General features: G+C 41.1%; 16 protein-coding genes and 1 tRNA gene. 4 read left to right on the top strand and 13 right to left on the bottom strand.

The window, feature by feature from the left end; all coding sequences use genetic code 11:
• Positions 1-15: 15 nt before the first annotated feature.
• Entirely contained in the window at positions 16-195 is a 180-nt protein-coding gene (locus ACWQ4X_RS02070) for a hypothetical protein (RefSeq protein WP_100241303.1), read from the bottom strand.
• A 214-nt stretch (positions 196-409) separates the two neighbouring features.
• Here ACWQ4X_RS02070 and ACWQ4X_RS02065 point away from each other — a divergent pair, with 214 nt between their 5' ends.
• The 3 genes from ACWQ4X_RS02065 (at position 410) to ACWQ4X_RS02055 (ending at position 3,063) form a co-directional block, all read left to right on the top strand.
• Entirely contained in the window at positions 410-1,645 is a 1,236-nt protein-coding gene (locus ACWQ4X_RS02065; RefSeq protein ID WP_100241304.1) for a pyridoxal phosphate-dependent aminotransferase, read from the top strand.
• Between the two features lie 641 nt (positions 1,646-2,286).
• A complete protein-coding gene (locus ACWQ4X_RS02060) occupies positions 2,287-2,532 on the top strand; it encodes a hypothetical protein (protein ID WP_100241305.1) in 246 nt (81 codons plus the stop codon).
• 96 nt (positions 2,533-2,628) lie between these two features.
• Complete coding sequence (locus ACWQ4X_RS02055) at positions 2,629-3,063, top strand: PaaI family thioesterase (RefSeq protein ID WP_457902528.1); 435 nt, start codon at positions 2,629-2,631, stop codon at positions 3,061-3,063.
• A gap of 45 nt (positions 3,064-3,108) precedes the next feature.
• Here ACWQ4X_RS02055 and ACWQ4X_RS02050 read toward each other — a convergent pair whose 3' ends face one another.
• Positions 3,109-3,555, bottom strand: coding sequence for a hypothetical protein (locus tag ACWQ4X_RS02050; protein WP_457902527.1), 447 nt, complete (start codon positions 3,553-3,555; stop codon positions 3,109-3,111).
• Between the two features lie 247 nt (positions 3,556-3,802).
• Between ACWQ4X_RS02050 and ACWQ4X_RS02045 the strand changes: the two genes are divergently transcribed.
• A tRNA-Asn gene (locus ACWQ4X_RS02045) sits at positions 3,803-3,878 on the top strand.
• Between the two features lie 179 nt (positions 3,879-4,057).
• Here the strand turns inward: ACWQ4X_RS02045 and miaE are convergent.
• The 11 genes from miaE to ACWQ4X_RS01990 all read right to left on the bottom strand — a co-directional run bounded on the left by miaE (position 4,058) and on the right by ACWQ4X_RS01990 (position 13,339).
• The gene (miaE, locus tag ACWQ4X_RS02040) at positions 4,058-4,711 is read right to left on the bottom strand and encodes a tRNA isopentenyl-2-thiomethyl-A-37 hydroxylase MiaE (RefSeq protein WP_457902526.1); all 654 of its coding nucleotides are present in this window, start codon (positions 4,709-4,711) and stop codon (positions 4,058-4,060) included.
• 20 nt (positions 4,712-4,731) lie between these two features.
• Positions 4,732-5,457: a pyridoxine 5'-phosphate synthase gene (pdxJ, locus tag ACWQ4X_RS02035; protein ID WP_457902525.1), complete on the bottom strand. Its 726-nt coding sequence runs from the start codon at positions 5,455-5,457 to the stop codon at positions 4,732-4,734.
• 13 nt (positions 5,458-5,470) lie between these two features.
• Positions 5,471-6,181, bottom strand: coding sequence for a DNA repair protein RecO (gene recO, locus ACWQ4X_RS02030; protein ID WP_457902524.1), 711 nt, complete (start codon positions 6,179-6,181; stop codon positions 5,471-5,473).
• Between the two features lie 9 nt (positions 6,182-6,190).
• Positions 6,191-6,385 (bottom strand): NF038104 family lipoprotein, encoded by a 195-nt coding sequence (locus ACWQ4X_RS02025; RefSeq protein ID WP_457902523.1) that lies wholly within the window; start codon positions 6,383-6,385, stop codon positions 6,191-6,193.
• A gap of 25 nt (positions 6,386-6,410) precedes the next feature.
• Positions 6,411-7,433 (bottom strand): GTPase Era, encoded by a 1,023-nt coding sequence (era, locus tag ACWQ4X_RS02020; RefSeq protein ID WP_407925976.1) that lies wholly within the window; start codon positions 7,431-7,433, stop codon positions 6,411-6,413.
• A gap of 11 nt (positions 7,434-7,444) precedes the next feature.
• Entirely contained in the window at positions 7,445-8,137 is a 693-nt protein-coding gene (rnc, locus tag ACWQ4X_RS02015) for a ribonuclease III (protein ID WP_457902522.1), read from the bottom strand.
• Positions 8,109-8,483, bottom strand: coding sequence for a DUF4845 domain-containing protein (locus ACWQ4X_RS02010; protein WP_100241314.1), 375 nt, complete (start codon positions 8,481-8,483; stop codon positions 8,109-8,111). The genes rnc and ACWQ4X_RS02010 overlap by 29 nt, the downstream gene beginning before the upstream one ends.
• A gap of 23 nt (positions 8,484-8,506) precedes the next feature.
• Positions 8,507-9,334, bottom strand: coding sequence for a signal peptidase I (gene lepB, locus ACWQ4X_RS02005; RefSeq protein WP_100241315.1), 828 nt, complete (start codon positions 9,332-9,334; stop codon positions 8,507-8,509).
• Between the two features lie 21 nt (positions 9,335-9,355).
• A complete protein-coding gene (gene lepA, locus ACWQ4X_RS02000; protein ID WP_142768218.1) occupies positions 9,356-11,173 on the bottom strand; it encodes a translation elongation factor 4 in 1,818 nt (605 codons plus the stop codon).
• 173 nt (positions 11,174-11,346) lie between these two features.
• Positions 11,347-11,799 carry an acyl-CoA thioesterase gene (locus tag ACWQ4X_RS01995; protein ID WP_457902521.1) on the bottom strand — a complete coding sequence of 151 codons (453 nt, stop codon included), beginning with the start codon at positions 11,797-11,799 and terminating at the stop codon, positions 11,347-11,349.
• A gap of 160 nt (positions 11,800-11,959) precedes the next feature.
• On the bottom strand, positions 11,960-13,339 hold the full coding sequence (locus ACWQ4X_RS01990) for a Do family serine endopeptidase (RefSeq protein WP_457902520.1): 1,380 nt from the start codon (positions 13,337-13,339) through the stop codon (positions 11,960-11,962).
• Positions 13,340-13,546 lie beyond the last annotated feature (207 nt).

The following is a 13,546-nucleotide window of genomic DNA, read 5'->3' as shown; positions in this document are numbered from 1 at the left end:
TTTGCACTTCTTTTTTTAACGTTTACCCATGGAGCGACGTGTACCACGCGGTGGCATCCACGTACGATCTGCGTATTGCTCTGGCTTAGGACGAACCTGATTATGGGCAACATCGTCTTGCACTTGTTCCTGAGACGGCATTGGAAATGGGAGTTTTACCAATGGCTTTTTGGAAGTAGGCTGTTGCTTACTCATAACGATGACTCAAATTTAATTGCAGCTATTTTAAAGTTTTTTATGCCACATAGCGAGCACTTCATTAAACTAACCTTTTCCCAGCAAATAGCTCTCTCCAAATAATACGTTCAATTTTTTATTAATTTGGACGCATTTTAAACAAACTAGCCCTAGATTTTAAGCTAAGATAGTGTGCTTTTAATTTTTTATCCCCATAAGAAGGAATTCCGCCGTGGACGTACGTCTATCTGATCGTGTAAATGCCATCAAACCGTCCCCTACATTAGCTGTGACAAACAAAGCTGCTGAACTTAAAGCTGCTGGTAAAAATGTCATTGGTTTGGGAGCTGGTGAACCAGATTTCGACACCCCGCAACACATCAAAGATGCTGCTATCGCAGCAATTAACAACGGTTTTACAAAATATACCGCTGTAGATGGTACGCCTGGCCTTAAAAAAGCAATTATTGCAAAACTTAAACGCGACAATAACCTTGACTACCAAGCGAACCAAATTTTGGTTTCTTGTGGTGGTAAACAATCGTTCTTTAACTTAGCGTTAGCTTTGTTAAACAAAGGTGATGAAGTGATTATTCCTGCACCGTTCTGGGTAAGCTATCCAGATATGGTGATCATCGCTGAAGGTACACCTGTTATTGTGAAATGTGGTGAAGAACAACGTTTCAAAATCACACCAGAACAATTAGAAGCGGCAATCACTGAAAATACACGTTTAGTGGTATTGAACAGCCCTTCAAACCCTACAGGCATGATCTATACCAAAGCTGAACTTGAAGCTTTAGCTGAAGTATTACGTCGTCACCCACAAGTTTTTGTTGCATCTGATGACATGTACGAACCAATCCGTTGGGATGATGAGTTCTACAACATCGCAACTGTTGCACCAGACTTATATGACCGCACAATCGTATTAAACGGCGTATCTAAAGCCTATGCAATGACTGGCTGGCGTATCGGCTATGCAGCGGGTCCTGCAAAAATCATCGGCGCAATGAAAAAAATCCAATCTCAATCAACTTCGAACCCAACTTCAATTTCGCAAGTTGCTGCTGAAGCTGCATTGAATGGTCCTCAAGACGTTCTTGAACCAATGATTGAAGCATTCAAACGTCGTCATGACTTAGTGGTAAATGGCTTGAATGAAATCAAAGGGATTTCTTGTTTACCAGCTGATGGTGCATTCTACGCGTATGCAAACATCCGCCCATTGATTCGCGCTAAAGGTTTGAAATCTTGCACAGAATTCTCTGAATGGTTATTAGAAGAAACTGGCGTTGCCGTTGTTCCTGGTGATGCGTTTGGTCTTGGTGGTTTCATGCGCATCTCTTACGCAACTGCTGACGAAGTCCTTGTAGATGCGCTTGCACGTATCAAGAAAGCGGCTGACTCAATTGAAGGCGTTGACGCTGCAATTGCATCAATTGAAGCTGAAAAAGCGGCTCAATAATTTAGCTGTTAATTAAAAAAAGAGCTCAACTTGGTTTGAGCTCTTTTTTTTATGTGCTGTCAAAAACTATGACTGTTGATTAAATATCTCAATCACTTCTACCCATGTTAATTTATTCGTCAGCCGACTCAATGCATTAAAATCAGGGTTTATGATCCATATAACTTCCCATCTCCAAGACTAACGCTTCAGGTAATTTGTCTAATCCAAACATATTCATTTGACCAAAATGATGATCCTACTAACGCCTGAACAATGCTGTTCCGTATTGCTCTAAAGCCGCATATCCCCATTCAGAAGTTTGTAATATCCCTAAGTGTTCTCGTGACTAAAAAAACAGTCTCACTGCCTATCAATCATCATCGGCACATTATTATTCTAACGTCAGCAAAGTGAACCATGACAAACATGAACTTGGTCATTCATCAGATCAACATATTTTTCTCTAGCAAATTGTTTGTATATTTGCTGTATCCCAATGAAACCATATCGAGAAATAGATCACCTTCTACACTGTATAAATAAATGTAATTCTTATTTATTTTTATGAATCATACATTTCGCAACATTTTCGGCATGGCAACCCAAGCTTCGATCTTCTAAGATACGCTCACACACAGCTGAATGCCTATGAGTCCATCATGCGCTATAAGATTATCGATGTATACCGACAACAGAATATTAAACGTTACATTGCTAAATGCTTAAAAGCCCGCTCTCCTCAATTTATCGTAATCGAAAGTGCCCTTACCCTTTGTCGTGACATCGACATCGTCGATGTTGACCTTAACTCCGATCAGGCGACATGGGCTACAGGTGAACGTATTTGCTTAAATATTTTAACGGGCGCAGACAGCCTAGATAAAATTTACGAGCTTGACGCCTAACCCACCAGTTCTCATCTTTATTTGACTTCATTTCGTTATCCATATTAACTTAATTATTAAGTTCCTTTTTAGAACTCATTAATTAAAGGATAAACAATGAACGCAAAAGAAATGACAGGATTACAATTACTCGAAGCTATGTGTACTGGGAAAATTCCTGCACCGAGTATTAGTGCGACCATTCCTATGCAACCCTATCAGGTCACCCTCGGAAGTATTCACTTTAAAGCCAAGGCAGATCAGCGACATTTAAACCCACTGGGTGGAGTCCATGGAGGCTTTGCAGCAACCGTACTGGACTCAGTTACAGGTTGTGCTATTCACAGCATGTTAGAAGCAGGTGTAGGCTATGGCACCATTGATCTCAATATTAAAATGTGCCGTCCAATTCCTCAAGATAAAGAGCTGATTGCAATTGGCACCGTAATTAATATGAGTAAAAATTTAGGGATTTCGGAAGGAAAAATTGTGGACGAAGACGGCAAACTTTATGCCCATGCCACTGCGACTTGCATGATCATTCGACCTTAAAAGGATGTGCACAACACATTCAAATGTTGTGCATATACAAAGGAATTAGGCATGGTGATAGTTCTTTTGAGCAGCATCCAATTTAAACTGTGGCGCAGTTAAAGCTTTGTAATAACAATAGTATTTTAAAGTCCGCTCGAGCTGGATGGTACACGCAGCATTGCGGGATTGAGACCACGCTTGGGCTTGTAATGGCTTAGACCAAAGCTGACCGTCTAAGGCATAGACATAAACACGTTCTTGAACTTCAGTTTCACTAGAAAAATAAGATGCAATCCAACTTTGACGTTCAGATTCAACTAACCATTTTTCCGAAAACCAGAGTTGTAGTAAATCACCCAGATAGAGCTGTACAGCTGCAAAAGGACGCACAGAGACAAAAGCACCTTCAACCGCAGAGTAATATAACTCTGGCTGTTGAATAAGCGACAGGTAGTTGTCTTGATAGTATGAGAATTGAGAAAAAATTTCAGGGATGCTGAGCGTATTCATTCGCTTACTCCGTTTAGCCATTTTAGTGCTGGCAAGTTGGTTTAAATCCACACTGTTGAAGTTTTCCACCTCAACAACTTTCTGTCGTTAATCTAACAATGCTTTTTTCAAAGCACAAGCTCATTTTCCTATTTTTCCTAAATTTTGAATTGTTTGCCTAAATATGCGACACATACACTCAAAATCCACTTTTTTCTGTTCTTAAGGCTTGACCCATTTTAAAATCTGCTTATAATCGCACTCAGATTCTCCAATAGCTCAGTCGGTAGAGCGACGGACTGTTAATCCGCAGGTCCCTGGTTCGAGCCCAGGTTGGAGAGCCAAATACAAAAAAGCCCGCAGCATTAAAGCGGGCTTTTTTATGCCTAGTATTTTTTCTTTTTTATGCTACATGAAACTCTAGGCACTACCGTATACACTTTAACGTTAAATCATTTCGTACGAAAAATTAGGTTTATAAAAATTAAAAAAGGCGCCTAATTTCTTAAGCACCTTCTTCCGTTTACGCTGCTTTCACAGGTATTCCACTATGAAAACGGAATGTATCATCTGGAGATAAAATCAGATTTTTTTCCACTTCACGAATATGTTCAATACGCTGCTGAATATCTTCTTCAGGATTTTTCAATTTTCCTGTCTTCGCAACATCCAAAGCCAAAGACAGATAGTCTTCAAAATGGCGTGATTCGGATTTAAGCAAGTAGCGGTAATAACGCCCCAACTCTTCATCTACGAGCGGTGCAAGCGCATAGAAACGCTCACAGGAACGTGCTTCAACAAATGCACCTATAATCAAAATATCAATTAAAGCTTCTGGCTCATAAGTACGCACTTCTTTACGCAATCCACCCGCATAGCGACCTGCACTCAAATTTGACCACGCTTGACCACGTTTGTTCATCAACTCAAGAACTTGCTCGTAGTGCAGCATTTCTTCACGTACTAACTGCGCCAATTTGACTTGTAAATCCGTAAAAAAACTGTAGCGAAACATCAGGTTCATTGCTGTCCCTGCGGCTTTCTTTTCACAGTTGGCATGATCTTGCATCAAAATATCAAGATGATCTAATGCTTCATCCAACCAAGTTTGTGGTGTAGTACAACCCAAGAAACCCAATACAGGCTTCATCAAGTCATCATAATCAATTGTTGACATAATTTAAGCTAAACTCAGTATTAACGCGCAGCTTTAATGACAGCTTTCATTTGCTGCACAGCTTGCGCCAAGCCCACAAACACAGCATCTGCAATTAAAGAATGCCCAATATTTAATTCATGAATCTCAGGGATTTGAGCAATCGGCGTGACATTTTCAAGGTTCAAACCATGCCCCGCATTGACTACCAAACCTTTTTCCGCAGCGTAACGTGCGGCTTTTACAATTCGGTCCAACTCATGCTGCTGTGCTTCAGCCGTTTCAGCATCTGCATAAGCGCCTGTATGAATTTCAATGGTTGGTGCACCACAAGCCACAGCTGCATCAATTTGAGCAAAATCAGCATCAATAAACAACGAGACATTACAACCGATAACCGTCAATTCTTGGGTTGCAGCTTTAACATCCTCAAAATGACCCACCACATCCAATCCACCTTCAGTCGTCACTTCCTGACGCTTTTCAGGTACAAAGCACACATGCTGTGGTTGAATTTCTTTGGCAAAGGCAATCATTTCTGCGGTGACTGCAAGTTCCAAATTCATTCGTGTTTTCAGAGCTGGACGCATACGACGTACATCATCATCCTGAATATGACGACGATCTTCACGTAAATGTAAAGTGATCCCTTCTGCACCAGCCTGCTCACAAATTAAAGCAGCATTAACCGGGTCTGGATAACTTGTCCCACGCGCTTGACGCAATGTTGCAACATGATCAATATTTACACCAAGTAAAGCAGCCATTATTTTTTCCTAATCATGTTCGAGATTGAGTATTTTGAATCCACAGTTGGCGACTTTTAAGCGGTCGATCTCCCAACAAGGATGTGATCATTTGCCGATACAGCTTCGACAATAATTGTAGCTGTTCTGGATTAAATTCCCTACCCTTTTCATAGTGCTGCATCGATAGAATCTGTGCACCCAACAATGTTGAAGATGAAGCACGAATAGTGGGAATAAATCCATCACTTAATTGAAAGGTATAATTTTGATGATCCTGTATTTCTGCTTGATTCGCATCTGTTGTGAAATCAAGTGGATAACCCAACTCTTCCAGCAAAGCATATTCGAATTGACGCAGTATTTGTCTCAGAAACAGCGCAGGATGAGCTTGTTCATTCAGGGTCTGTAATGACTGAATTGTCGAAGCATACTGAGCGAAGGTCTCAGGCATTTCAACTTCTAATGGACACAGGCGCAATAGAATTTCATTGAGGTAGAAGCCTGAAAAAAATGCATCGCCGAAGAAAAAAATCGGATGATGCATAATTTCTAACTTACTAAAGTTTTTTAATTCAGATTTGCCCGATGCCTGTAAACGCAGCGGCTGATATTGTGGAGGGGGTGTTTGACGCAAGATACCATCTACACGACCATATTCTTGAGTGAATAAATGGACAATGTGACTCCTCTCACGATACTTACGGTGGTGAATCAAATAGCCATGTAAAACTTCATTTCGCATGAATCAACATTAATCCTGCTGATCTTGATGAGTTTCATCAGCCTTATTATCCCCATCAGGAATCACAGCACCTACAACTGCAACCGTGCCTTTCACCACACCTTTTGTGGTTTTGTAAGCCACTTTCACAGGAACTGTAACAACTTTATAAATACAGCCTTGTAAACAAAATACACTCGCCACAATTAACCAAGCCTTTAGCATTACAATTCCTGTTGGCAGTTAACTCTTAGATATCGCTATATCCAAGACTTTTCAGTGCACGTTCATCATCAGACCAACCACCTTTCACTTTCACCCAAAGTGTCAGCATGATTTTTTGTTCAAACATCTTTTCCATATCGGTACGTGCATCCATACCAATTTTTTTCAACTTGGTACCTTTTTCACCAATCACAATGGCTTTTTGCCCTGGACGATCAACAAAAATCGTCGCATCAATGTAGGTACAAGCGGGTTTGAGTCTGCCTGTTTTTTCATGAATCACTGAATCTTCGGTACGGAATGATTCAATTTGCACCGTTAAATCGTAAGGTAATTCTTCACCCAATTGACGCATGATTTTTTCACGGATAATTTCAGATGCCAAGAAACGCTCAGAACGGTCTGTAATCTGATCAAGTGAATACAACGGTGGTTGAAATGGCAAATATTGCTCGATGGTATTACGCAAATGCTCAAGGTTCGCACCACGCAGTGCAGAAACTGGAACAATCTCTGCAAAATTCATCAGTTTTGCACGCTCTTGAATCAGTGGTAATGCCTGATTTTTATTTTCTAGGGTATCTAACTTATTGATCACGAGAATGACTGGCATTTCAGCATTTTTCAGCTTTTCCAAAACGAGCTCATCGTTTTGCGTCCACTTTTGTGCATCCACCACAAAAAGAACCAAGTTGACATCGCGTAAAGCCGAATGTGCCGCACGGTTCATCATTTTATTGATGGCACGCACTTCTTTTTTATGCATCCCTGGGGTATCCACAAATACCGCCTGAGATTTTTCACGTGAATCAATTCCGACAATTTTATGACGTGTCGTTTGTGGTTTACGTGAAGTAATGGAAAGCTTTTGACCCAGTAAGTGATTCATTAAGGTCGATTTACCCACATTAGGACGACCGACAATCGCAACAAAACCACTTCTAAAATCTGCAGGAATGGTTGTGCCTTGTTCACTGAAAAACTGGCTAATTAAATCATTATTGTCGCTTGGCGACTCGTGATCAGCATCAATGTGATCGGAATTCATGGTCATGCAGTTTACTGCTCCAATAGTTTTAACATATCCGCCGCTGCAGCTTGTTCTGCAAAACGACGACTTGAACCTTCGCCCTTAAATAAAGGTAATCCATCAACCATGCAATGCACTTTGAAATGTTGATTCGGTGCATCGCCTTGAATATCAACTACCTCGTAAAGCGGCAACGGCTTTTTACGGGCTTGCAAATATTCTTGCAATCTCGATTTCGGATCCTTGAGCTGATCGGTCGGCTCTATATGATCCAAATACGGTTCATACCATTTTAGCACGATTGCTTGTAGGACAGTTAAATCAGCACAATCTACATAAATTGCACCGATAATTGCTTCTACGGTATCTGCCAAAATGGATTCACGATGATGACCACCTGACTTTAACTCACCCGTACTCAAAATCAAACTGGTACTGAGCTTCAAGTCATTGGCAATTTTACCTAATGCCTCTTGCCTCACCAAAGTGGCACGCATTCGGGTTAGACGCCCTTCATTTTCCTGCGGATAAGCGTGATATAAATAATTGGCGATGATCATTCCTAACAACGAATCACCTAAAAACTCAAGGCGTTCGTAATTATACTTGTGGCTCACCGAACGGTGTGTCAACGCAAGCTGTAACAATTCAGCTTGCTTAAACTGGTAACCGATACGACTCGCTAAGCGAATATCACTTAGTTTGGACTGACCTTTGATCAAAACTTTTCTCAAACTTTAACACTAAATCAATATTCAGTAAGAACGGCTTTCTTACCTCATAACTCTTTTGCACTTGTAAACCATCGGTATTGGTTACTTGTGCAATATCCTCAAATTTTATATCTCGGACATTGTTCATATCTAAACGCTGTCCCATTTGACTAGAAAATTTCGACGGACTGATATTCGTTGGACTACTTTGCATTAACTCCGTAATTTGACTATCAATCACACGATCATCCCAATAGGGAGCCCACACTGCAATGGCCACTTTTGCTAGAAAAGCAAAACCAATAATTGCAATTAAAAATCCAATATAAGACGCACCTTTTTGATTTCGACGCATTTTTTATTTTCCATTTTGGTCAATTAATCAATTTTACCGTTACGGCTAAATGACGGTAGTTTGAATCCAGGCTCTTTATGCATCCACACATAAAATGCTCGCCCAGTTAAGTTTTCCTCAGGCACAAATCCCCAAAAACGACTGTCCGCACTTTGATCGCGGTTATCCCCCATCGCAAAATAGTGCCCTGCTGGAACTTTCACTTCCCAATATAAACCATTTTCAGTTGAGTATTTACCATTTTCAACATAATTAATGAATGGTGCTTGGCGAGCAACATTCACCCCTTCTAGTTCACGCATCGTAAATGTATGCTGACCTAAAGTCTCTTTATGATAGATCGAAGTTGGTGTATCTAATGCATCCTTCTCACGACTAAATTCAACAGGTACTTTCGCAACCTTTTGACCATTAATCGTCAATTGCCCATGATCATAAATAATATGATCCCCTGGTAGACCAACAACACGCTTGATATAACTAATGGTTGGCTGAGGTGGATAACGGAATACAATCACATCACCACGCTCAGGCTCTCCAACATCAATAATTTTTTTATTGACGATCGGTAAACGTACACCATAGTTAAACTTATTCACCAAAATAAAGTCGCCCGTTTCCAAGGTTGGCACCATAGAATCCGATGGAATGTTAAATGGCTCGTACAGGAATGAACGCAATACCAGAACTACGGCCAGAACTGGCCAGAAATCATATGCCCATGTGATAATGAAATTTTCATTTCCCCTGCCTTTGGTTTGTCTTTGTTTAAATACAAACTTATCCAGCAACCACACCAAGAAAAAAATCAGCGTGGCAGGCACGAGTATTAAATTAAAATCAAAATCCATGAGCTAAACGACCTCTAATTCTTATCTTTCTACTTTCAACACAGCCAAGAACGCTTCTTGCGGGATTTCAACGCTTCCCACTTGCTTCATGCGTTTCTTACCTTCTTTCTGTTTAGCAAGGAGTTTCTTCTTACGTGAAACGTCACCGCCATAACATTTCGCCAAGACGTTTTTACGCATTGCCTTAACTGTTGAACGCGCGATAATTTGTGCACCAATGGCTGCCTGAATTGCCACATCGAACATTTGACGCGGAATCAAATCTTTCATCTTCTCAACCAGTGCAATACCACGATGGCGAGCATCTTGACGGTGACAAATCATCGCCAATGCATCCACTTTTTCACTATTAATTAAGACATCAACTTTAACCAAAGATGAGCTTTCAAAACGTACAAAGTTGTAGTCCAGAGAGGCAAAACCACGTGAACACGACTTCAATCGGTCGAAGAAGTCCATCACCACTTCAGCCATTGGAATTTCAAAAGTCACAGATACTTGGTTACCCAAGAATTTCATGTCCTTTTGTACACCGCGACGCTCGATACATAAGGTCATCACGTTACCCAAGTATTCTTGCGGTACGAGAATATGACATTCTGCAATTGGTTCACGTAAGTCTTCTACCGTCGAACCATCAGGCATTTTCGATGGGCTGTCGATATAAATCGTTTCCCCTTTTTTAGTCAAAGCTTCATATACAACCGTAGGTGCAGAGCTAATCAAATCAAGGTCATATTCACGCTCAAGACGCTCTTGAACGATCTCCATGTGTAGCATTCCCAAGAAGCCACAACGGAAACCAAAACCAAGCGCATCCGAACTTTCAGGTTCGAAGAACAAAGCAGAATCGTTAATTTGTAATTTCTGCAATGCCTCACGGAACGGCTCAAAATCACTCGAATCGATTGGGAACAGACCAGCATAAACCTGTGGTTTCACTTTTTTGAAACCAGGTAAAGTGGTCACTTCTGGCGTAGCTGCAAGCGTGATAGTATCACCCACTGGCGCACCAAAAATGTCTTTAATCCCTGCGATCACGAAACCTACTTCACCCGCTTCGAGCATGTCAGTTTCTGTATGTTTTGGATTAAACACACCAACAGAAGTGACTGGATGGGTTTGTCCAGTTGATTTCACCAACATTTTGTCGCCCTTACGGATACGACCTTGCTTGATACGGACCAAAGACACAACGCCAAGGTAATTATCGAACCACGAGTCAATAATTAAGGCTTGTAAAGGTGCTTCACGATCACCTACTGGTGCAGGAATGACATCCACTAAACGCTCAAGCACACCTTCAACGCCCAGACCTGTTTTTGCAGAACATGTTGGCGCATCTGTCGCTTCAATACCGATAATTTCTTCAATTTCGTGAATCACACGCTCAGGCTCAGCTTGCGGCAAGTCAATTTTGTTCAAAATTGGTAGAACTTCAAGACCTTGCTCAATCGCGGTATAGCAGTTTGCAACTGATTGTGCTTCTACACCTTGTGCAGCATCCACAACCAATAATGCCCCTTCACACGCTGCCAATGAACGCGAAACTTCATAGGAAAAGTCTACGTGTCCCGGTGTATCAATGAAGTTCAATTGATACTCTTGACCATTTGGATGAGTGTAATACAACGTTACAGACGCTGCCTTAATGGTAATCCCACGTTCGCGTTCTAACTCCATCGAGTCCAAAACTTGGGCTTGCATTTCACGATCTTGTAAACCGCCACACATTTGAATAAAACGGTCAGCCAAAGTCGACTTACCATGGTCAATGTGAGCAATAATCGAAAAATTTCGGATGTTATTGATATCAACGGATTTTTTAGCTTGCGCCATGAGTTACCTTAAGAAAAAAATAGTGCCAAGTACAAAGCAGAGGTACTAAGCGTAAGCGGTTAAACAAATTGCTGCCGATTATAACAGATTGCAAAAATGAAAAAGTGATAAATTCGTTTAAACGCTCAGGTTTTTAAGACTGTACATTTTTCAAACATTACGCCATGAAGCCTTTAAGCAAGATAAGAAACACTAAAATCCAGCGGATTAATCTGCTCGTTTAACGGTTGATAGGCTTGCGAGAAGGTGGGTGAAATACGTTTTGGCCGACCCGTGGCAATTTCTACGCAAGCCCACTTGGTTTGCCCCATAAATAACACGGCCTGATCGACTGGACGATAAAACGCATACTGACGAAATAAATACATGCTATTGATATCGCTTAACCATGTACGCAGAACAATTTGATCTTCCAATAATGCAGCTTTTCGATATTGCACATGATGTTCCACAGCAACCATGGCATGTTTCAACTCTAAATATTGCTGGATCCCCAGTCCTAACTGGTCAATATGTGCTGTTGCGACATCTTGCATCCACTGCACATACACCACATTATTGACATGCCCCAAAGCATCGATATGCTCGGGTTGAACCGTTAAATCTAAATCAAAAATCGCACTCATTAATTCGCTCATCCTTTCCACGGTTTCATTCGAGTTCTAAAAACCATGTTTTTATTTCCATCAGGTTGTCTGCTGAATTGTATATCAGCCAAATAAAATGCCAGTCTAAACTGAATAGACTGGCATTTTCTAGTTGAATGCACTCTTGAAAATCAGATCTTTAAATACGCATACCTACAATGGCACGCTGTCCTTCACGAATCAATGACACACGCACCACGGTCTCTTTCTTCAACCCTGAAACTGCTTTTACAAAATCATTCGCATTCTTAATGGTCGTACTATTCAATTGTGTAATGACATCTCCCGGCAAAATTCGCGCCTGTGATGCTACGCCACCACGCATCACATCCTGAATGAGTACACCACCCTGAATATTCAGCTGTGACAATTCTGTTGGTGTTAAATCACGAATGGCAACGCCAATTTTGGGCCCCGTACTTTCAGACACTTGTTGAGCTTTAGCAGGTGTATCATCTGGAGCTGTGGTTAAAGTTGCTGAAATATTTCGTGTTTTATCATCTCGCAACACTTCAAGCTGAATGGTTTGATTTGGAACTGAACGGTTTAAATAATTGAGTAATTCAGACGTACGTGAAATGGATGCGCCATTATATTTCAGTACAATATCACCTGACTTTAAGCCAGCTTTGGATGCTGGGGAATTCGCTGTCACATCCGTGATTAAAGCACCTTCAGGTTTTGGCAAGTTGTAGGATTCTGCCAAATTACGGTCGATATCCTGCATCATGACACCTAAGTAAGAACGAGTCACTTTACCATTCTTTTTCAACTGATCCGCAATATCCATGGCGACATCAATTGGAATGGAAAACGACAAGCCCATATAACCGCCTGTTCCACTGAAAATACGTGAGTTGACACCCACCACTTCCCCGCGCTGGTTAAATAATGGCCCACCTGAGTTACCCGGGTTTAAAGCCACATCAGTTTGAATAAATGGTACGGATGTTTCACCCATCATGTTACGCATTTTGGCACTGACAATACCCGCCGAAGCTGAATAGTCAAAGCCGAAAGGTGAACCAATCGCCAACACAGGCTCGCCCACTTTCAATTGATCTACATTCCCCGTTTTGAGTGACGGAAATTGATCACCTTTGACCTTCAGCAACGCCACATCGGTACGTTCATCACTCCCCACAACGGTAGCATCCAGTTCTCGACGGTCGTTCAGCATAATGGTGACCTTCGAGGCATTCTCTACCACATGATGATTGGTCAGCAGATAACCATCTTTGCTGATGAAAAAAGCACTCCCATAAGCGGTCTTTTCTTGCGGAACCTGTTGCTGTGGAATGATGACCTGATTACCAAAAAAACGCTTCAGGATTTCAGGGACTTGTTGTTGCATAATTTCTTCTTGGGTCATTTTTTTGACCACATTCACACTCACAACCGCAGGACTGACTTGCTCAACTAAATTTGAAAAATCTACGGCAGGTGCGGCTTGTGTTTGTACTGCCGCCATCGTAAATACCGCAGCATACATTCCTTTTTGTAGATAGCCACTATTCATAAAACTCATTCACTCAATTATTGTTACGTCTTTGACAAAAAAATTTTTATCATAAAACTTGTTATTCTTGCGTAATAATATGTTCAATTATGTTTTAGCAAAACAAGTACTTATTTTTAGATGATGTTTGTGCGCCTTGATTGCTTTTTCTGATTAAGACTCGACTATTTTACACTTGCCTTTTATCGCAAAAAGCGTTGTCATTAC

The sequence above is a fragment of the Acinetobacter sp. NigerLNRRAM0016 genome (genome assembly GCF_054112845.1).
The sequence above is the reverse complement of the archived record's forward strand: the minus strand, read 5'-3'. Positions and strand labels throughout refer to the sequence as shown.

Coding starts and splice junctions, on each gene's coding strand:
- ACWQ4X_RS02010 (WP_100241314.1), bottom strand. CDS start 8,483: ATGCGTCGAAATCAAAAAGGTGCGTCTTATATTGGATTTTTAATTGCA.
- recO (WP_457902524.1), bottom strand. CDS start 6,181: ATGCGAAATGAAGTTTTACATGGCTATTTGATTCACCACCGTAAGTAT.
- ACWQ4X_RS02050 (WP_457902527.1), bottom strand. CDS start 3,555: ATGAATACGCTCAGCATCCCTGAAATTTTTTCTCAATTCTCATACTAT.
- ACWQ4X_RS02060 (WP_100241305.1), top strand. CDS start 2,287: ATGCGCTATAAGATTATCGATGTATACCGACAACAGAATATTAAACGT.
- pdxJ (WP_457902525.1), bottom strand. CDS start 5,457: ATGGCTGCTTTACTTGGTGTAAATATTGATCATGTTGCAACATTGCGT.
- era (WP_407925976.1), bottom strand. CDS start 7,433: ATGAATTCCGATCACATTGATGCTGATCACGAGTCGCCAAGCGACAAT.
- miaE (WP_457902526.1), bottom strand. CDS start 4,711: ATGTCAACAATTGATTATGATGACTTGATGAAGCCTGTATTGGGTTTC.
- ACWQ4X_RS01990 (WP_457902520.1), bottom strand. CDS start 13,339: ATGAATAGTGGCTATCTACAAAAAGGAATGTATGCTGCGGTATTTACG.
- ACWQ4X_RS02070 (WP_100241303.1), bottom strand. CDS start 195: ATGAGTAAGCAACAGCCTACTTCCAAAAAGCCATTGGTAAAACTCCCA.
- ACWQ4X_RS02025 (WP_457902523.1), bottom strand. CDS start 6,385: ATGCTAAAGGCTTGGTTAATTGTGGCGAGTGTATTTTGTTTACAAGGC.
- lepA (WP_142768218.1), bottom strand. CDS start 11,173: ATGGCGCAAGCTAAAAAATCCGTTGATATCAATAACATCCGAAATTTT.
- ACWQ4X_RS02055 (WP_457902528.1), top strand. CDS start 2,629: ATGAACGCAAAAGAAATGACAGGATTACAATTACTCGAAGCTATGTGT.
- lepB (WP_100241315.1), bottom strand. CDS start 9,334: ATGGATTTTGATTTTAATTTAATACTCGTGCCTGCCACGCTGATTTTT.
- ACWQ4X_RS01995 (WP_457902521.1), bottom strand. CDS start 11,799: ATGAGTGCGATTTTTGATTTAGATTTAACGGTTCAACCCGAGCATATC.